Genomic DNA, 19,482 nt, shown 5'->3' on the forward strand with positions numbered 1-19,482 from the left:
TTATTTAAGAGTTTTTTGTCTTATTTACACAAAAATAAGGGTTGCACCCATTTCTAAAAATTTTTTAAATTTAATTTTTAAAAAATTAAATTATTTAAGACTTTTTTAGCTGGTTTTGGGGATTTTGGCAGAAACCCAGCCCTTTTTTAGTTTTATTGAATACTTTAAATTATAAATTAAGACCGCACGATGATCTCAAATTTTGTCGAACTGAAGTCCCCTTGCTTAATCAATTGATAATCGTTTGGAAGTTCACCAAGGGTATTGCAATCGTTAAAAAAATTTTGAAGGTAGTAGGTTCCCGTATAATTCCTGGATTCCAAATAGTGGATCATTTGCATAAGATCTTGTGAACCCAAGAGTTGAGAATGGATGGTCGTCCGGACTTCAAAACTTGCGTTAATATTAATTAAAAAATCAAGACTTTGTTGAAATTTATTAAACAAGCCAGATTGGGTTACTTTATAAAATTGATTTGGAAGTGCCTTAAAATCCAAGGCAATATAATGAACGAGTTGATTTTGAATTATTGATTTTAATCGCCAAGGGTAAGACCCATTGGTATCTATTTTTATTAAAAAACCTTGTTCTTTTAATTTTTGAATAAACGATTCAATCTTTTTATCCATCAAACATTCACCGCCACTTAATACGACTCCATCTAAAAATCCTTTCCGACTGGAAATCCACTTGAAAGCATCCTCATGTGAAATAGTACCTTTGGATCTTACCATGTCAGGATTATAACAATAGTGGCAACGCATATTGCAGCCTGCAAACCAAATAATACATGCCGTTTTATCTGGAAAATCCAATAAAGTAAAGGGTGTGATATGATAGATGGAATTAGTCACGGCTTGTTTCAACAAAATGCTTTCGTTCGACATGCTCCCCTTTCTTTCCAATATTAAAACTTTCCACAGGCCGGTGATAACCCATTACTCTGGTAAACACCAGACATTTTGTACGCTTTTCATTATGCAATTCCAACAATTGGTTGGTGGGTTGTGCTTTGTGTTTAGTTTCCATATAAATAATTTTTAGTTTCTGTTAATAGTGCTTGAAGTAATGCCTCATCACATTTCGGACAATATGCATGTTCACCGCTTAAATAACCATGTGTTTTACACACACTAAAAACCGGAGTGATCGTTACATAAGGCAATCTGAAATTGGAAAGTACTTTTCGCAATAAATTGCGGCAAGCTTCTGGTGAACTGATTTTCTCACGCATATATAAATGAAGCACAGTCCCTCCGGTATATTTGCATTGCAATTCATCTTGTTGAATCAAGGCTTCAAATGGATCCTCAGTAAAATGTGCCGGAAGTTGCGAACTGTTTGTATAGTATATGTTTTCTCCAAAACCGGCTTGAAGTATGTCTTCAAATCTTTTTTTATCTTCCTTAGCAAATCGATACGTAGTTCCTTCAGCAGGTGTTGCTTCAAGGTTATAAAGATTTCCGGTAATTTCCTGAAATTGAATGATGCGATTGCGGATATGGTCTAATATTCTTAAAGCAAAATCGCGGCCCCATTCATTGGCAATTGAATACCGGTCTTTAGAAAAATTACGAATCATTTCATTGATTCCGTTGACTCCTATCGTTGAAAAATGATTTTTCAGATTTTTCAAATAGCGCTTTGTATATGGAAATAATCCCCGGTCAAATAATTCTTGAATATAATCCCGTTTTTTCTCCAAACTGGAATTTGCCAGGTCAAGTAATTGATCCAATCGATGTATTAGGGCAGCTTCATTCTCGGAATATAAATATCCCAGGCGCGCCATATTGATCGTAACCACTCCAATACTTCCGGTCATTTCGGCGCTTCCAAATAATCCGTTTCCTCGTTTGAGTAATTCCCTTAAATCCAATTGTAAACGACAACACATGCTGCGAATGGCATTGGGCTTGTAGGCATTTGGGTTTTCAATCCGGATTCCTTGTTCATCCAACATAAATTGACTCCCTATAAAATTTTGAAAGTATGATGAACCAATTTTTGCAGTATTCTCAAACAGGATATCGGTATTTTCACCATACCAATCAAAGTCTTCTGTAATGTTGACGGTTGGAATGGGAAAGGTGAAAGGTTGCCCATTCGCATCGCCTTCCGTCATAACCTGATAATAAGCCCGGTTAATTAAATTCATTTCAGTTTGAAAATGTCGATAACACAATTCAGTAGCATCCCTGACACCGCGTTCAGACAATTTATCTTTAATAATTTCAAACTGAATGTCTTTAAAAAGATGTTGATCGTTTCGACTGGGAAACTGATCTTGCAAATCTTTTGGAACCGTCCAATCCAATGTAATATTTGTAAAAGGAGATTGTCCCCATCGGGCTGGCACATTCAAATTATACACAAAACTTCGAATGGCTTTTAATACTTCATCGTATGTTAGCTGATCTTTAAAAACATAAGGAGCTAAATAGGTATCAAACGAACTAAAGGCTTGTGCACCGGCCCATTCACTTTGAAGGATTCCAAGAAAATTTGCCATTTGACCCAATGCTTCTCGAAAATGAGATGGGGGTCTACTCTCCACGCGTCCTCGAACTCCATTAAACCCTTCATTTAATAGAATGCGCAAACTCCAACCCGCACAATATCCTGTAAGACAATCTAAATCATGAATATGATAGTCCCCATTCCGATGGGCGTATCCTTCTTCTTTTGAATATACTTTATCAAGCCAATAATTGGCAATTACCTTACCTGCTACATTATTAATTAAACCTGCACTGGAATAGGAGGTATTGGCATTAGCGTTTATGCGCCAATCGGTTTGGTAAACATATTCATTTACGGTTTGCGAGCAATCAATGTAGCTGGTATCATCGTTTAAACCAAGTACGTGCTCCCGTTGCAATTTGCGTGTGTGCCGATGCAACATAAATGCGCGCATGACATCAAATTCAATAAAATCAAATAAGGTCTTTTCTATGAGGTCTTGGATATCCTCAACTGCCCAACAGGTTTTTGCATTTAAATAACTTTGAATGGTATTCAAGCATTTTAAATTCAATGCTTTGTTTTGACCTAAAAATGCTTTTTGCAGCGCATCTTCAATTTTATTAAATTGAAAAGGTCGGTATTCTCCATTGCGTTTGATGACCCAGTCTGGCATATTTAAAATTTGAAAAAGTAATTCTATTCTGACCCAATGAAGGGTCAAATTATTATTAAGACAATTATGTCTCAAATATATAACAAATTTGTAATATTTAATTTTTAAGTAGAATAATTTTTTTAATCAGCGCTGCATATTTATTGATTCTCAAATAAGGATATTAATTGAGAAATTAGAATTAAGAAATGCCACGAATGGAAGATAGAAGAGTTGCTACGAATGCACGAATGAATGCGAAGAGTTGCCACGAATGCACGAATTGAAGACGAATGAAGAAGGAGGAGTTGCCACGAATGCACGAATGAATGCACGAATAAAGATTCGAAATATAATTAAATAATTCATTCGTCCTTAATTCGTGCATTCGTGGCGATTCCTTTTAATTCGTCTTTAATTCGTGGCGATTCTTCTTAATTCGTCTTTAATTCGTGGCGATTCCTCTTAATTCGTCTTTAATTCGTGCATTCGTGGCGATTCCCTTAATTCGTCTTTAATTCGTGCATTCGTGGCAATCCTCCATTGGTTCTTAATTCTTGAATTACATAACTGCTTCTTCCATTAATTTTTCATCTACTTCTTCATGAATTGCTTCATCCATTTGTTTAATGTCAGTTGCTTTTGTTTTCAGTGCATTTGCCCGTGAAACGATAAACCAGGTTAATGGAATGACACCACCAAAAAAGAAAACAGATGCTCCGATTCCCCGCATCCAGGTGAGTGAATTAAATATTCCATAATCAACAAAATCATGTGAACGACCAAACCACAATCCTTGTTCGACGACTGCTTTAAATTGTATGGATCCCGCTGGAAATAAATCCAGTACTACCATCAACATCAATCCGGCGTTGATAGACCAAAAAGAGAAATTTACAACCTTGTCATTCCACCTTCCACTTTTTATCAATAAACGAGATGCAAATAATAAAGCAGCCAGTGAAATATTTCCATAAACACCCATTAAGGCTGCGTGTGCATGATTTACAGTGAGGTAAGTTCCGTGTTCGAAGTAATTCATGATAGGCAAATTAATGATAATGCCCAACACCCCTGCACCAAAGAAATTCCAAAAATTGACAGCTACTAAAAATTTAAAAACTTCCGGGAACCCAAAATTTTGAAGTGATTTATGATCAACATCACCCACTGCAATCTTAGGCATGTTTTTAAATCTCCAGGCCTCAACAGTCAACAGAATTAATGGAACAAATTGCAAGGTGGAGAAAACAGAACCCAATGCCATGGTTGCCACCGGTTTGGCATTCCAATAAAAATTATGCGAAATACCGAGCAAACCCGTTCCTAAAAATAAAATAGTTGCAAAATAAACTACGCGAATCGCTGCTTGACGACTCACCAATCCCATCAATACCATCAAATAACTTACTATAACAGTAATGAAAACTTCAAAGAATGCTTCAACCCACATGTGAATCACCATCCATCGCCAAAAATCAGCAATCACAAAATTGGTTTCCGGCTTTGCTACAAATCCAGATAAAAATAAAAGGGGAATCCCAATTACAGAATACATAATCCAGTTTGGTAAATTCCAAGGCTGACCTGCAATAAAAGCAGGTTTAATTCCCCGATACACAATCACACCCCACAATATAAATATACCCATAAGTAAAACCTGGTACATTTTACCAAAGTCAACAAATTCCCATCCTTGATGTCCAAGCCAATACCACCATTTTCCCATCAATCCGAGCGGACCTAATACCATACCTAGCAATGAACCACCCACTAAAATAAAGAGCAGAACAAACAAGGTATTGATCATACGCAGTTGCCCTGGCACTTCTTTCTTAGCCAATATCGGTAAGATAAAAATAGATGAAGCGATCCAACAAGTTGATATCCAATACAAAGACAACATGAGATGCCAGGATCTGGATATTGTAACCGGTAAATCATTTGTGATGTGAATGCCTATATAAGACATCCAGTTTATAAAATCATTGATGGTAAATAATCCACTTGAAACTTGCAAAAAGAACAGTAAGATGGCTACAAAGAAAAATTTGAAGGTTGCTTTCTGTGTTGCAGTAGGTTTAAATGCAGCCACGCGTTCCAAAGTAAATAAATCTCTTTTCGGAGGTTTGAAAAATTTATTTGGCAATTGATTGTACTGACCGATAAAATATAATACGATCCCACAAGCCAACACAAAGGCCAACAAGCCCAATACACTCCACAATATTACAGGAGAGGTTGGGGTGTTCCCTGCAAGCGGATCATAGGGCCAATTGTGGGTATAACTAAACGAACTGCCCGGCCTTTGGGTCACACAGACCCAGGCACCCCAGAAAAAAAAGGATGCTAAATCCGCCACGTCCTCCCGGTTGGTAATATAATTTTTAGGAGGAAATCCCGCTCCTGTATTTTTATCAATAAATAAATCTGTGTAATGTTTTTTTAATTGTTGTAAGGCGTAGGATTGTGCTGATGAAAGTGATACAATGTTTTCAGCCTTATTAAATGCATTTTGTTTTAATTCAACTTTAACTTTTTCATTGATTTGTTTTACTTCATACAAGTCGACCTCTTTTCCTGTTTTTAATTTAATTTCAGCAATATAAAAATCATTCATGTATACTGTGATCCAATGCAACGCTTCAGCAGTATAATCTGGACCTCGTTGCGCACCATCTCCAAAAAAACTGCCATACTCCATCAGCGCTTTTTTATGAAAAACTTCTTGCCCTCGTTCAATTGTATTTTGATCGATCACCACGGTTCCGGTTGCATCTTTAAATCCAGTCATCGGAGGGGCATCGATGTAAGTCTGTAATCCAATCATCCCCACACCTAGGATACTTATAATCAATATAAAAATCAGCGGCCCTCGCCAATTTTTTGTATTCATGATGTAGCTAATATTTTTAGTGGCTGAAGCACCATTGCTTCCCTGGCCATTTTGTCCGTTTGATTCCATTTTATGAAATTTTATATTATAAAATAATATTTAAAGCTTTTTATTTATTTAAGACAATTTTATCTTAATTACATATAAAAAAATAGCTCGTTTTATAAGCGCATTTTACCCGTATTTATAGCTTTAGCCAAATGTTGCAAGGAGGTTTTCTTAAATTCTATTTGCAAATTTCCCCTTACATTTTTCCAAAAGTTGTGAACAGGACATGGTTCCCTTTCTCCACAGCCGGGTAATCCCAGCAAGCATTTATCGAAAAAATCCTCTCCTTCCAGAATATGTACAATGTCAATTAGAAAAATATCCTTACTTGGTTTTTTTAGAATTATCCCTCCATGCGGCCCCCTGTGCGACTCCAACAATCCGTGTTGATTCAAGGTCTGAAAGGTTTTAGTCAAAAAGTGAAATGAAATATCCAACTCATCAGATATTTCTCCAATGCTTACATAATGATCCTGTTCGTTCTTTGATGCCACGTATATCAGTGCCCGGAGGCAATAAATGGTAGCTTTGGAGAGAACCCGCATATCAGAATTTTAATTAAGACTATTTTGTCCCAAATTTAAACAGTTTTTCATAGTTGCAAACTTTTTTGGAATTTTATTTTGCTTTAATCAATTTTGAATGATTCGGATCGTGTCTAAAGGACGCACCTTGTATTTTGATAGACTATATCTCAAGGGAGTCGTTTTTAGATTTCCCGAGAGTCTCTTATTGGAATTCACTACTTCTTGAAATCAAAGAAAGCGATGGCTGCAACGATTTGCATGCAGATGTCTACGGTAAACCAGAAAAATTAAATCTACCTCTTATTTTTTGGTAACTCGTATTGCAACCCGACGGTTTTGTTCTCTTCCTTCTGGAGTCTTATTGTCTGCTACCGGAAATTCAGAGCCATACCCTTCCGCAGTCAATCGGGATGCGTCTATTCCTTGTTCGATTAAGGCATTCATCACCGCTTCTGCCCTAGCCTGGGATAATTTTTTATTTTCTTCAGGATCCCCTGTATTATCGGTATACCCTCCAATTTTAAACTCAACGATTGGAATGGCTTTCATAATGCTTGCAATGTTTCCAATTTGCTCTGAGGACACATTATTTAAAGTCGAACTACCGGTTTGAAATAAAATTCTGTCAAAATTAAACCAGGTGGTTTTATCTACTTTGGTGGTTGTACTTTGAATCCAATCCAATAATTTAATTTCAATTCCTTTTTCGGGAAGTTTTAATTCAAATTCACCTAAACGGATGTTCATTTGATTTCCCAATGATTTCCAACTTTCTTTAAACCGAAGACCTGCTGAATCCAGCATTTGTTGTGCTTGTTTACCGGCCAATTCTGCTCTTAGTTTTGCTGAATCTGCTACTGCAGACATAACTTGTACCGCACGATTTGCTTTATCCGTCAGTTCTTCCCGGTTGCATTTTTGCAACAGCATAAACAAACTTGCAATCAATGCTACCACACCAGTGAGGTACAACCACCACAAGGAACCGGATGATGTTGTTTCGACTTGCGCTTTAGATTCGTGGACAGGGCTTGACTTTCTTGTTAAATTTACTAAACTACTGAATCCAGCTGGTAAGATGGATTCCCATTTTTCTTTGGATGTTTCCAACCAGGCATAAAATCCAGGCAACTCCATCTGTCCGTGGCTGATTTGTTCTTTCAATACATGCAATACCAAGGGTGCTGCAATGGAGAGTACTTTTCCAGCAGCATTGTCTGATTTAAATCCAGCTACCTGACTTATAAATTTTAAACTGCTTGAATTTCCACCAAACAACATTGAAAGTAAATCTGAACCAGCGGATCCTGGCAAACTGTCTGGTAATTGTCCGCCAAACAATAAAGGCGTTTGATCTTTCCAATTTGCAGTTCCTGAAAACAAACGGATCAGATTCCAGATTTTCATTGAACTATTTGGATCGTTTGCTTGTGCTGAAATGCCTGCTAAAATCAGAGCAATTGAGCTGTCCATCGCTTTTGAGCAGTTCAAATCAGATTCTCCGGTAAATTTTGTCAGATGATTTATTTCATCCCGACCCACCAATTTTTTTATCAGATCAAAAGCCTCCATACTTAAATATTTCGGACAAATTTAAGCCTATGGATGAGGGTTTTTAGTAAATCAATTGTTATTTATCTTAGGAATGGAGGGTTGGAGGGCTGTTGGGCTGTTGGGCTGTTGGACTGTTAGACTGTTAGACTGTTGGGCTGTTGGGCTGGAGGGTTGGAGGGCTGGAGGGCTGTTAGACTGTTAGACTGTTAGACTGTTAGACTGTTAGGCTGTTGGGCTGTTGGGATTGTTGGGCTGGAGGACTGAAGGGCTGGAGGAATTCCAGACAAAGTACAACTACTGACCCCTGAATACTGACCACTGACCACTGATTTTGGGGCTGGAGGGCTGGAGGGCTGGAGGCTGTTAGACTGTTGGGCTGGAGGGCTGTTGGGCTGCTGAGCTGTTAAGCTTTTGAGCTTTTGAGCTTTTGAGCTGTTGAGCCTACTGATTTTCATGTTTCCAACATTTTTAACCGCAGCCTGTTTATTATTGAAATTGCCCCAAATAGTAACATAAGATGGAGCTAGAAGCTTTAAAATTTCCAATTGGTCGTTGGAAATCTAAATTGGTTTATCAGGAATCTGAAGTCAGGGAATGGATTCAAGACATTGCTCAGTTACCGGATTTACTGGATGATTTATTAAAAGATTTACAGGATGAATCCCTGGATTTCCGGTATAGGCCGGAGGGTTGGACCATTCGACAAGTAATTCATCATATTCCAGACAGCCATATGAATGGTTACATCCGGCATAAATTGACGATTACCCAAGTTGAACCAACCATCAATCCCTATCTTGAATCCGTTTGGGCCACTCTGGAAGATGTTCAGACAGTACCAGTAACTGCGTCCCTTCAACTTCTTAAAAACCTGCATTTAAGGTGGTCGGTCTTTTTAAAATCACTTGACCCTGAAGAATATACCAGAAATTATATTCATCCGGAACATCAGCGAAGAATCAGCATTCAGGAATCTATTGGAATGTATTCCTGGCATGGCCGGCATCACCTGGCGCATATTAAAAATGCCCTTGAAAATCCGTATTAAATTCTTTGATTGCATCGATTCTGTTGAATTCTCTTTATAAATAAGCTTGTTTTCTATTTCCAGCAAGCGGTCTGGAGTATTTTTGCGCCCTCATGAGCCAAATTGAAGAATTACAGAAGCGACGAACCTTTGGGATTGTTTCACACCCGGATGCTGGGAAAACCACCCTTACTGAAAAATTATTGCTCTTTGGAGGCGCCATTCAAACAGCAGGTGCCGTAAAATCCAATAAAATAAAGAAACATGCGACCTCCGACTTTATGGAGATCGAACGCCAACGGGGGATTTCGGTAGCGACCAGTGTGATGGCCTTTCCATATCGCGATTTACAGATCAACATTCTGGATACACCCGGACACAAAGATTTTGCGGAAGATACTTTTAGGACATTAACGGCCGTCGATAGTGTCATTGTGGTCATTGATGTAGCAAAAGGCGTAGAAGAACAAACGGAAAAACTGGTGGAAGTTTGTCGTATGCGACACACTCCGATTATCGTCTTTATCAATAAACTCGATCGCGAAGGAAAAGATGCTTTCGATCTATTGGATGAGGTTGAAACAAAATTAAATTTAAGAGTAACTCCACTTTCCTGGCCAATTGGAATGGGTCAAAGTTTTCAGGGGGTTTACAGTCTTTATGAAAAAAAGTTTATTCACTTTCGCCCCCATGGAAAGCAGAATACTGAAGACAGTGTGGCTATTGATAACGTTGAAGATCAAAGACTGTCTGAAATTGTGGGTCAACGTCCACACAAACAATTTTTAGAAGAGTTGCATACCATTCAAGGAGTTTATCCTGAGTTTAAACGCGAAGATTATTTGTCTGGGAAAATTTGTCCGGTTTTCTATGGTTCCGCTGTAAATAATTTTGGAGTCAGGGAATTGTTGGATTGTTTTGTTGAAATTGCACCCACTCCATTGGCACGTGAAACCGAAGAGCGCGTTGTCGAACCCAGTGAAGCTAAAATGAGTGGTTTTGTTTTTAAGATTCATGCGAACATGGATCCCAAACATCGCGACCGGATTGCATTTTTCAGAATCTGTTCCGGTGTTTTCGAACGAAATAAAAATTACTACCATGTGCGTTTACAGCGCAATTTAAAATTTTCCAATCCAACTTCATTTATGGCAGCTCGCAAAGAAGTTGTTGATGAAGCATATCCCGGTGATGTGGTTGGATTGTTTGACAGTGGAAATTTTAAAATAGGAGACAGTTTGTCTGAAGGGGAATCTTTACATTTCAAAGGCATCCCCAGATTTTCACCCGAGATCTTTCGTTTTGTAAACAATACCGATCCATCTAAATTTAAACAATTTGCAAAAGGACTGGATCAATTAATGGATGAAGGCGTTGCGCAGATGTTTGTTAAAGTAGACAGCCAACGAAAAATTATCGGAGTGGTAGGTGCTTTGCAGTTTGATGTAATCCAATACCGCATGGAACATGAATACGGTGCAGCTTGTAGTTATGATCCCATTCAATTACACAAAGCGTGTTGGGTGGTTTGCGAGGATGTAAAAAAACTGGATGAATTTATTGCACGCCGCAAAAAAGATCTAGCCCGTGACAAAGATGACAAACTGGTTTTCTTAGCAGAATCTGCCTGGACTCTAAAATTGGTTCAGGAAAATTTTCCCGATATTCAGTTTTATACTTCCAGCGAACATTAAAAGAAATATTTCAATTTTTCAATGCTGCAATCCTGCAATATTTGATTGGAAAATTGCAGCATTGTAGAATTGCAGCATTGATTTACTTGTCTTGTTTTGAAAAGACTTTTTTCAACAAATCGCTGGTACGGGATGATAGATTGTGACGAATGTCTTTTTCTTCCTCTTCTATTTTTTTAAACAATCCTTCGAGTGCTTTACGAGTAACGTAATCGGTCATATCCGGATTGGCTTTCTTTACAAAAGGAATTTGGTTGTATTTGCTAACTGCTGATGACCAAACCTGGATTGCGCCAACTTTTTCCATAGACTCCGTGATAATTGGTTTGAATTCAGTATACAAAGGATCGGTCGTAGTGGATTGGAGATATTGCGTTGCCGCATTGTCTTTTCCCTTTAAAATATTCCAGGCATCGGCAATCGACATGGATTTAATGGCGCCTAGAAATATTGGTTTGGCTTTAATTGCAGCGTCTTCGGCAGCACGATTTAATTTTTCAATGACATCCTCTTCAATGGAAGCAAAACCTGGAACCGGACGCAATTTATCACAAACCTTTTTTGCATCCTCCGGAAGCATAATTTTATAGATACTTTTAAAATACCCATCCTTTTGGGAAAGTAATTCGGTGCCTTTGTTGGTTCCTTTTGACAGGGCTTCTTTCAAACCATTGGCAACGTCGTCTGAGCTGATATCCTGGCCGGTAACTTGCTTCAAGAGTTTGCCAAATTGGGCATTACAAGAACTGAACAGAAACAAGCCCGAAATTGTAAAAAGAAGGTATTTCATACGTTTTTTATTATTAGAACCACAAAACTATCCAAACCGATCAGTTTTCGTGGTTAAAACTTTGTGAAATATCGCGGAGGCCTAAAGACTTAAGATTAATTAACTCGAAAAAAACCGGAATTATTCTTTTTTAATAAAAAATTGGTATCCCAGTGTATTTTTACCCGCTATTTGAAAAATACACACATTAACATCAACTAATGGCTTCTGCCGGTCATCACCACAAACTAAGTGTAGCAGGTCTCTTAATTACTTTAGGAATTATATACGGAGATATTGGGACGTCTCCATTGTATGTTATGCAAGCCATTACCAAAGGAAAAGTCATTTCGCCTGAGTTGGTATTGGGAGGAGTCAGTTGTGTCTTTTGGACCTTAATTATTCTTACGACCATTAAATACATCTATCTTGCTCTAAATGCAGATAATAAAGGGGAAGGAGGGATTTTTGCCTTATATGCCCTGGTAAGACGCTACAACGCAAAATGGGTTATCTACCCTGCAATTATAGGTTGTGCTACCCTGATTGCTGATGGGTTTATAACACCCCCCATCTCTATTTCTGCTGCCGTTGAGGGACTTACCATCTTATATCCTAATATTCAAACAGTTCCCATAGTAATTGGGATTATCATTGCCATTTTTGCTTTTCAACAAGTAGGTACAGCAACTGTCGGAAAAACATTTGGTCCAATTATGTTTTGTTGGTTTGTAATGTTGGGAATTTTAGGATTTTTTAATATCCAGATGTATCCCGAGGTTTTAAAAGCGCTTAACCCATCTTATGCGATTAATTTATTAATAAATTATCCGGAAGGTTTCTGGTTATTGGGTGCAGTATTCTTATGTACTACAGGAGGTGAAGCCCTTTATTCCGATTTGGGACATTGCGGTAAGCTAAATATCCAATTTGGGTGGAGTTTTGTAATTGTCTGTTTATTGCTCAATTATTTTGGGCAAGCTGCCTGGTTGCTCAGTCATTTAAACGGTCAGCCCATAGCAGAAGGTCAGCGAATTTTTTATCAATTGATGCCGGAATGGTTTTTGCCAATTGGAATTTTTGTTGCCACCACCGCGACTATTATTGCAAGTCAGGCATTGATCAGTGGTGTATTTACCCTGGTCAATGAAGCGATGAAATTGCATTTGTGGTTTCGGATGCGGGTTAATTTTCCATCTACCATGAAAGGTCAGATTTACATTCCCAGTATCAATTGGTTTTTAATGATAGGATGCATAGCCGTTCAATTAATCTTCCAAACATCTGAAAATATGGAAGCCGCATATGGTTTAGCAATTATCATTAATATGCTGATGACCACCATGCTGCTGAGTTATTATTACAAAATCAGATTTCATAAAACCTGGTTGGGTTTGACTTTATTGATATTTTACCTTGGATTTGAAACCATCTTTCTCATTTCAAATTTTGATAAACTGTGGCATGGTGGTTGGTTTACATTAATGTTGACCTTGGTTTTTGCCACCATGGTATTTGTTTTATACAATGCGCAAAAAATACGCGACAAGCATACACGCTTTGTCCAATTGAAAGATTACGTCCCGATATTAAAAGATTTGCAGGATGATAATACGGTTTCTAAGGATTCCAGTCATCTGGTTTATTTATCAATGTCTGAAAACAAACAATACATCGATTCCAACATCATGTATTCCATCCTAAGAAAAAAACCAAAACGAGCAGATGTGTATTGGTTTGTTCACGTACAAATTTTAGATGAACCGTACACAAAATCTTATCATGTTGATACGATTGTACCTAAAGAAGTTTTTTTCGTACACCTTCGCTTTGGTTTTAAAGTAGAACATCGTGTAAATTCAATGTTCCACGAAATTGTTGACCAAATGGTTGCCAGTGGTGAAGTCAGTGTAAAAAGTCCGTATCCATCCATACGCAAGCATCACATTGATGCAGATTTTAAATTTATTTTATTGCATACCCGTGTCTCTGCCGATACTTCATTGACCGGTTTCGAACAATGGGTCGTTCGCACTTACCGCATGATCAAAAAATTCAGCTTACCTGCAGTAGAAGATTTTGGATTGGAAATGTCAAATGTCGAAGAAGAAATCGTTCCGATTCTTGTTGGACCTAAAGCTGCCATTCATTTGGAGCGGGAAAGATAGGGGGGCGTTGATAGTTGAAAGTTGATAGGTGATAGGTGATAGGTGATAGGTGATAGTTGATAGGTGATAGGAGGAATTTTTGTATTTCAATGCGATTTTGCGTCTCTACATGAAATCAATTAGTCATTGGTCATTGAGCATTGGTATTACTTTGTGACTCTGCGTCTCTGATTAAAACCAATTAGTCATTGCTTATTGTGCATTGTGTATTGAGCATTAGATTTTTCTTTGAAGCATGATTTTTAATGTTCAATGATCAGTTTTTAATGTTCAATTTTTAATTGTGAAGATTTGGATGATGGTCTTTAAAAATTAATAAAAAAGAATGGTGGACCTTACGTTAAAAGTCCACCATTTCTTGTTAAACCTGAAATTATTTTTTGAATCTGTGCGATTCGTTTATTTTTTATAAGTACCATCAAAGTACTTTTGAATTACGTCTTTCCACAAATACTGAGCGATGTCGCGACCCATTTTTAATCCGGCAACATTATCAGCTTGGATGTGGTAGCCTCCTAAAACTCTGGAGATTCCCGCCATGTCTGCGGTGGCGGTAAAAGTTGGTAATGGTAAAGACACCGGATCGCCAGGTGTTTCTGTAATAATACCGGGACGACGAATTTCTGTTTCTCCAAACTTATCAGAGCCGGTAAATAATTCCAACATTTTTGAACATGCGCCACTCACAGTACTATGTCCTGAAACATAAGCTGGAAATGGAGGAGAAACAAAATTTGCCGGTGAATAAGGATGCCACATTTCAGCCGGCATGTCAATTGTTCCTTTGTCCGGACCACCCCATCCTTTTATTTGCTTGCCAGCATAATATTGTCTTACAAGCGTCCAGGGTCTAGAACTGTCGTAAAAGCGTTTGGTTTCCCAACAAGCTATGAACGCATCCATGGCTGTATTCCCAACAGCAAAAAACATTTTTACGTCACGATCCAAATCGTTTTTATCTCTTAAAGAAACCATCTGCGCAAAACGCAACCAATGGCCTGATTGTCCGGTAGATCTCGGTCCATCGCGCATAAACTCAATGGTTGCTTTTCGCTCAGCAGTTAAATTGGCATTGAAATCAATGACTTCATCTACATCCTTTTTCAATTGCTCCGATCCAAATTTTGGGTATTCCGGTGCACGAAATTGCGCGGAATTTTTTAATCCAAAAGGTTTTACACGATACCAATGCGGAGTTAAAAAATTAACCAGGAAGGTATCTCCTTTCCCATCTACAAAAGGAAGTGGATGCCATTTATCCGGATTGATGACTTTTTTATAGCTATTTATCGGATTGTAATAAGTATAATCTGAATACGGTGAGCCATTTCCACCAATTTCATCTCCTAATTGATTGGAACCATCGTGATGTCTTTCTTTTAAAATGGCAGCAGCTACGATATTTCCGATTCCTTCCGGTTTTGTACGATCGGTTGAAAAATTGGCCGGATTTAAGCCCTTGGCTTTAAATTCCTTGTCAAAGAAGGCTTTATCTTCCGGATAGATATCATTTAATACTCTATAAACGGCATAACTGATGGCAGTTTCTTTGTTTTTAAGGGTACGCTCGGCAAGCGGTCTTCTTAATTTACCACCCATACAAGTACTTACTGCTTTCGCATCGTAAGCTGCCCAGGCATCATACATGGCAGTAACGGCTAAGCCCAATGTTCTGGATTGGATAGTAGGTTTTGCTCCAACCCGATCCACCTCATTGGCTGTGGCCTCGAGGGCTATGTCAAGCCATTGATTGGCAACTGAATGAATGTAAATCGTAGATTTCTTAGTTTGGCTAAACGATTGGCTCGTTCCTAATAGGACTAAAAAGATTAGCGTAAATGTAGTTTGTCTTATCATATTTCGGTTTTTATCGACTCAGGGTTCAGATATTTCTAAAAAAAACTCTCAGTCATCCAAAAACCAATACCATGAAGCTCAACGCTTTATAAATTTGAATGACTGAGATTGTTATCCAAAACTAACTCAGAAAGATATTTTGATTGTGCCGTCAAAAGCTACGTCAAGACATTGGCGGAAGGGTAATTAAGGTCCTCATTTGGAATCCATTGATCTAATTACCTCACAAATTTATTCTGAAACACCCCAGCCAAGCCAGGTTTTTGATGAAATACCGGGTTTTTCTGATAAACATGCCTGTTTTTGATCTGAAATCGTGGCATGATTCCTGATGTCTTAAATGAAATGATTTTATGGGGCTTCGTTGTCTTGTAATTGATGATGATCCGCTTATTGGTGATCTCATCAAACATTTTTGTTCAAAAACAGACTTGGTAAGCTTTTGCATCCAGGCTGAAAATGCTACCGACGGACTTAAACTGTTGGCTGCCGGAGGTTTGGATCTCATTTTCCTCGATTATAATTTACCGGATATGAAAGGACAGGAATTCCTCGAGCTCATGCAAGCGGAATTACCTGTCATCATGGTTACTTCTGAATCTGATTTCGCTGCTAAATCCTATGAATACAACCAAGTCCTGGATTTTCTGGTAAAACCTTTGAGCTTTGACCGATTTATGAAAGCACTTGGAAGAATGGACTCCCAAAGTCACGATGCTCCAAAAACAAATTCAAAAGACAAAACAATTTTTGTCAAAGACGGACTCAAATTGGTCCGAATAAATTTTGATGATGTCTTGTATATTAAATCCGAAGGAAATTATGTCAACTTCATACAAGAACAAAGTCAAACGATGAACCTCATCAGCATGAAAGAACTCGAAGAAAAATTGCCCTCAGAATTTGTTCGCGTGCATCGTTCTTTTATTGTAAATATCAAAAAATTCAAATCATCCTTCAGGATGACCTGGTCATAAAAGACAAACACATTCCCATAGGCGAAAAATACAAAGCCGATTTGTTAAATCGAATTCAGGAGCTTTGAATAGGTGATTGGTGTTAGACTGTAAGGCTGTTGGACTGTTGGGCTGTTGGGCTGTTAGGCTGTTGGGCTGATAAGCTGTTAAGCTTTTTTATCAATTCTTAATTTTTAATTCTTAATTTTTAATTCGTATTTCGTATTTCCCTCACCCTTTCCTCATTTTCCCAATTTCATCTTCAAGTATTTGCTGGTAGGATTTTAATCCGAAATTTATTTTTGGAAGTTGTGACTTGGGATCAAAATTTGGTGAATTCATTTGAAGTCTGCAGTCGTCCAATAATTTTTGAAATGTGTCAAGTTGAAATGTCCGCAAGGTATTAATCATGCGATGATATACTTTATCAAACAATTCTACATCTACTTTCTTGATGGCGCTGACTAATTTGACCGACATTTCTTTCCACTCAGATAAAGTGAGTTCGAGTGCTTTTTTAATTTTATCGTGGTCGAAATCGTAATTTGCGAATACATTTTCAAATACCGGGCGGTTGTAATTTTTTAGAAAGAGTTGTTCGCCAATCATGCGATAAAATTTAACTCCTTGTACTGGTTTTTGCAATACCGCATCAAAGCCTCCGGAATTGGATAATCCAAGCAGATCATCAGCAGCTGTAATTAAGAGCAAGATGCCATTTTCCGATAGCGCTTGATTAAATTCCTGAATTCTGTTTGTTGCTATACCTTCCTGGAAATTTAAATCGGTAATGATCAGATCGAAATCCCTTGGCTTTACTTCAAAAAATTCATTCATTGAATGAAAACTTTGGGACTTTATAGCAAATCGTTCGAATAATTGTTCGTAATAAAATAAATTTTGAACATCGTCATCAATACAAGCTACTTTGGAAATCAATTCACTAAAATCTAGGTATTGTTCGGTTGACACCCCTTTTAAAGTATCTGCATTTGAAATGTTTCGAGTCAGAATAAAATTGAAGCTAGTCCCGTTTTGTTCATTCGATTCAATATTAAGTTCTGACCCAAATAGTTTTAATAAGTTGATCACAATGGGCAATCCAAGACCAACATTTTGGGTCAATCGGGAAGAACCTGTTACCGGCTTTTGTTGTAAGATGTTTTGAATGTTTTCAGCACTGATGGATGGACCGAAATTTCTAACTGAAAATTGAATTTGATCTTCTGCCAAACGATTCAAATCAAGAATCACTTCACCATGTGAAACCGAATGCCGGATTGCATTTGATATTAAATTGTGGAGAATTTGTGCCAAACGTACAGGATCGGTTTTAAACATTTTATGTTCTAAATTAGGATCCAGATGAAATTTTAATTTGACTTTATTGCTTGCTGCATCAAATAAATGACTTTTAATTATTTTTTCAATGAAATCAGACAACGATATATCCTGGTATTGCAATTCAATTTGTCCATGAATTAATTTGCGATAATCCAGGATGTCATTTACCAATGTCAATAAAGTTTCCGAACTAAACTTTAAAGTATCGATAAAAACTTGTTGATCGGGCCGAGGCTTATTTTGTTCCAACATGCCGGTCATTCCCAAAATGGATTGCAAAGGATTTCGAATTTCATGACTCATGTTTTCCAAAAACTCTGATTTCGCTTTATTGGCTTCCATGGCTTCTGATCGGGCAATTTTTAAATCATCCAAATGTTGGTTAATTTTTCCCGACATGTCTTTAAATGAATTTACCAAATCCCCAATTTCATCATCGCGGTTTATATCAAGATTAACCATTTCCGGATTCCGGCCGAAATCTGTAATTGTTTGTGCGATGGATTTAAATTCTTTGGTCTGCCGTTGGGTCCACCAAATTGCTATCAACAATGATAGCAAGGTCAGAATGCATGTAAGTAGAAATAAATCTCGTTTCCATTGGTTAAATACGGATAACAAGATGTCTTTCGATGCACTCAGTGTAAAATATAAGACCTCATTTTGTCTTGGATATTGGTAGGTTCTTACAGAAAACAACTCATTGGCACGAACTGAACTAATTTGATCAACCGATTGCTTTCCTTTGCTAAAATCAAGATCAGGCAATTTATTGAATTCAAATCCAAACAATTTTGAACTATCCGGATGGATTAAAAAATAACCCTTTGAATTTATTAAGTTAAGTGTGTAAGGACTGCCTGCAGTTTTATTCAATTCATTAAAAACAAAACTCAAATCCACATTGATGATAATAATTCCATAGAGGCGGTCGTTGTGATAAATTGATTTAGCAACCCGCATGGTTGGAACCATTGGGAGTATAATTTTACCAAATTCCTGATTCAAATTAATCTCTGAAAAGTAGATGGAATCTTTTGGCAATCGAACCGTTTCCTGAAAATAATCGCGATCTCCTTTAATTTGCAAGTGTTCATCAGAAACTAATCCAATGCGATCAGAAAACTTTTCAGCACGAATGATCTCTTTGCCATTTTGGCCTACACCAATAAACCGCAACTGAAGGTAATGACTTTTGGTTGATAGAAGTGCCAGGTATTCTTTGGAAAGATTTTCTTTCAATTTTAACTGATCCGGTTCTTCCAAAAACTGGTATAAAAAAGGATCTTTAGACAAAAACAAAACGTCTTTTCTAATATCATCCAAAAACGTTTTAAATTGAATTAATACCAGTTCGTTATTATGATTTAATGACAAAGTGGCATTTTCTAAAATTTTGTTAGAACTGACTTTGTAAATGGAATAGCCAAGAAATACTGAGGTCAGTATCAACAATAAGAAATAAACGAAGGCATTTTTAACAGTAATTGATATCCTGGGCATTTCAAATGGGCTGTGCTTACA

Annotated in this window: 13 protein-coding genes; 4 read left to right on the plus strand and 9 right to left on the minus strand. The window is 37.5% G+C overall.

The features are described from left to right. Window positions 1-176: 176 nt before the first annotated feature. From IPJ80_03100 to IPJ80_03125, 6 genes are all read right to left on the minus strand, one after another. Window positions 177-887: an anaerobic ribonucleoside-triphosphate reductase activating protein gene (locus IPJ80_03100; GenBank protein ID MBK7912470.1), complete on the minus strand. Its 711-nt coding sequence runs from the start codon at window positions 885-887 to the stop codon at window positions 177-179. Then, window positions 847-1,029, minus strand: coding sequence for a hypothetical protein (locus IPJ80_03105; protein MBK7912471.1), 183 nt, complete (start codon window positions 1,027-1,029; stop codon window positions 847-849). Before IPJ80_03105 ends, IPJ80_03100 begins: the two co-directional genes overlap by 41 nt. Further along, on the minus strand, window positions 1,019-3,139 hold the full coding sequence (locus IPJ80_03110; GenBank protein ID MBK7912472.1) for a ribonucleoside triphosphate reductase: 2,121 nt from the start codon (window positions 3,137-3,139) through the stop codon (window positions 1,019-1,021). The genes IPJ80_03105 and IPJ80_03110 overlap by 11 nt, the downstream gene beginning before the upstream one ends. Before the next feature lie 541 nt (window positions 3,140-3,680). Beyond that, window positions 3,681-6,083, minus strand: coding sequence for a cbb3-type cytochrome c oxidase subunit I (locus IPJ80_03115; GenBank protein MBK7912473.1), 2,403 nt, complete (start codon window positions 6,081-6,083; stop codon window positions 3,681-3,683). 92 nt (window positions 6,084-6,175) lie between these two features. After that, on the minus strand, window positions 6,176-6,607 hold the full coding sequence (locus IPJ80_03120) for an Rrf2 family transcriptional regulator (protein ID MBK7912474.1): 432 nt from the start codon (window positions 6,605-6,607) through the stop codon (window positions 6,176-6,178). Between the two features lie 282 nt (window positions 6,608-6,889). Then, window positions 6,890-8,161: an OmpA family protein gene (locus IPJ80_03125; GenBank protein ID MBK7912475.1), complete on the minus strand. Its 1,272-nt coding sequence runs from the start codon at window positions 8,159-8,161 to the stop codon at window positions 6,890-6,892. Between the two features lie 499 nt (window positions 8,162-8,660). On the opposite strand from IPJ80_03125, the gene IPJ80_03130 reads away from it, so the two are divergent. After that, window positions 8,661-9,191, plus strand: a complete 531-nt coding sequence (locus tag IPJ80_03130; protein ID MBK7912476.1) for a putative metal-dependent hydrolase — start codon at window positions 8,661-8,663, stop codon at window positions 9,189-9,191. Window positions 9,192-9,283: 92 nt separating this feature from the next. Beyond that, entirely contained in the window at window positions 9,284-10,864 is a 1,581-nt protein-coding gene (locus IPJ80_03135) for a peptide chain release factor 3 (GenBank protein MBK7912477.1), read from the plus strand. A gap of 82 nt (window positions 10,865-10,946) precedes the next feature. Here the strand turns inward: IPJ80_03135 and IPJ80_03140 are convergent, their stop codons facing one another. Next, window positions 10,947-11,654 carry a DUF4197 domain-containing protein gene (locus tag IPJ80_03140; protein MBK7912478.1) on the minus strand — a complete coding sequence of 236 codons (708 nt, stop codon included), beginning with the start codon at window positions 11,652-11,654 and terminating at the stop codon, window positions 10,947-10,949. 200 nt (window positions 11,655-11,854) lie between these two features. Here IPJ80_03140 and IPJ80_03145 point away from each other — a divergent pair, with 200 nt between their 5' ends. Further along, window positions 11,855-13,801, plus strand: coding sequence for a KUP/HAK/KT family potassium transporter (locus IPJ80_03145; GenBank protein ID MBK7912479.1), 1,947 nt, complete (start codon window positions 11,855-11,857; stop codon window positions 13,799-13,801). A 399-nt stretch (window positions 13,802-14,200) separates the two neighbouring features. Here IPJ80_03145 and IPJ80_03150 read toward each other — a convergent pair whose 3' ends face one another. Continuing rightward, window positions 14,201-15,658 carry a vanadium-dependent haloperoxidase gene (locus IPJ80_03150; protein ID MBK7912480.1) on the minus strand — a complete coding sequence of 486 codons (1,458 nt, stop codon included), beginning with the start codon at window positions 15,656-15,658 and terminating at the stop codon, window positions 14,201-14,203. Window positions 15,659-16,011: 353 nt separating this feature from the next. On the opposite strand from IPJ80_03150, the gene IPJ80_03155 reads away from it, so the two are divergent. Then, the gene (locus tag IPJ80_03155) at window positions 16,012-16,635 is read left to right on the plus strand and encodes a response regulator transcription factor (protein ID MBK7912481.1); all 624 of its coding nucleotides are present in this window, start codon (window positions 16,012-16,014) and stop codon (window positions 16,633-16,635) included. Window positions 16,636-16,845: 210 nt separating this feature from the next. Here the strand turns inward: IPJ80_03155 and IPJ80_03160 are convergent, their stop codons facing one another. Further along, a complete protein-coding gene (locus tag IPJ80_03160; GenBank protein MBK7912482.1) occupies window positions 16,846-19,461 on the minus strand; it encodes a hypothetical protein in 2,616 nt (871 codons plus the stop codon). Window positions 19,462-19,482 lie beyond the last annotated feature (21 nt).

The organism is Saprospiraceae bacterium (genome assembly GCA_016714025.1).
In the GTDB taxonomy this organism is placed as follows: domain Bacteria; phylum Bacteroidota; class Bacteroidia; order Chitinophagales; family Saprospiraceae; genus Vicinibacter.

What these genes read in the sequence shown, in the direction of transcription:
- IPJ80_03120 (MBK7912474.1), bottom strand. Translation starts at nt 6,607, where the DNA reads ATGCGGGTTCTCTCCAAAGCTACCATTTATTGCCTCCGGGCACTGATA.
- IPJ80_03110 (MBK7912472.1), bottom strand. Translation starts at nt 3,139, where the DNA reads ATGCCAGACTGGGTCATCAAACGCAATGGAGAATACCGACCTTTTCAA.
- IPJ80_03115 (MBK7912473.1), bottom strand. Translation starts at nt 6,083, where the DNA reads ATGGAATCAAACGGACAAAATGGCCAGGGAAGCAATGGTGCTTCAGCC.
- IPJ80_03140 (MBK7912478.1), bottom strand. Translation starts at nt 11,654, where the DNA reads ATGAAATACCTTCTTTTTACAATTTCGGGCTTGTTTCTGTTCAGTTCT.
- IPJ80_03100 (MBK7912470.1), bottom strand. Translation starts at nt 887, where the DNA reads ATGTCGAACGAAAGCATTTTGTTGAAACAAGCCGTGACTAATTCCATC.
- IPJ80_03105 (MBK7912471.1), bottom strand. Translation starts at nt 1,029, where the DNA reads ATGGAAACTAAACACAAAGCACAACCCACCAACCAATTGTTGGAATTG.
- IPJ80_03155 (MBK7912481.1), top strand. Translation starts at nt 16,012, where the DNA reads ATGGGGCTTCGTTGTCTTGTAATTGATGATGATCCGCTTATTGGTGAT.
- IPJ80_03160 (MBK7912482.1), bottom strand. Translation starts at nt 19,461, where the DNA reads ATGCCCAGGATATCAATTACTGTTAAAAATGCCTTCGTTTATTTCTTA.
- IPJ80_03130 (MBK7912476.1), top strand. Translation starts at nt 8,661, where the DNA reads ATGGAGCTAGAAGCTTTAAAATTTCCAATTGGTCGTTGGAAATCTAAA.
- IPJ80_03150 (MBK7912480.1), bottom strand. Translation starts at nt 15,658, where the DNA reads ATGATAAGACAAACTACATTTACGCTAATCTTTTTAGTCCTATTAGGA.
- IPJ80_03145 (MBK7912479.1), top strand. Translation starts at nt 11,855, where the DNA reads ATGGCTTCTGCCGGTCATCACCACAAACTAAGTGTAGCAGGTCTCTTA.
- IPJ80_03135 (MBK7912477.1), top strand. Translation starts at nt 9,284, where the DNA reads ATGAGCCAAATTGAAGAATTACAGAAGCGACGAACCTTTGGGATTGTT.
- IPJ80_03125 (MBK7912475.1), bottom strand. Translation starts at nt 8,161, where the DNA reads ATGGAGGCTTTTGATCTGATAAAAAAATTGGTGGGTCGGGATGAAATA.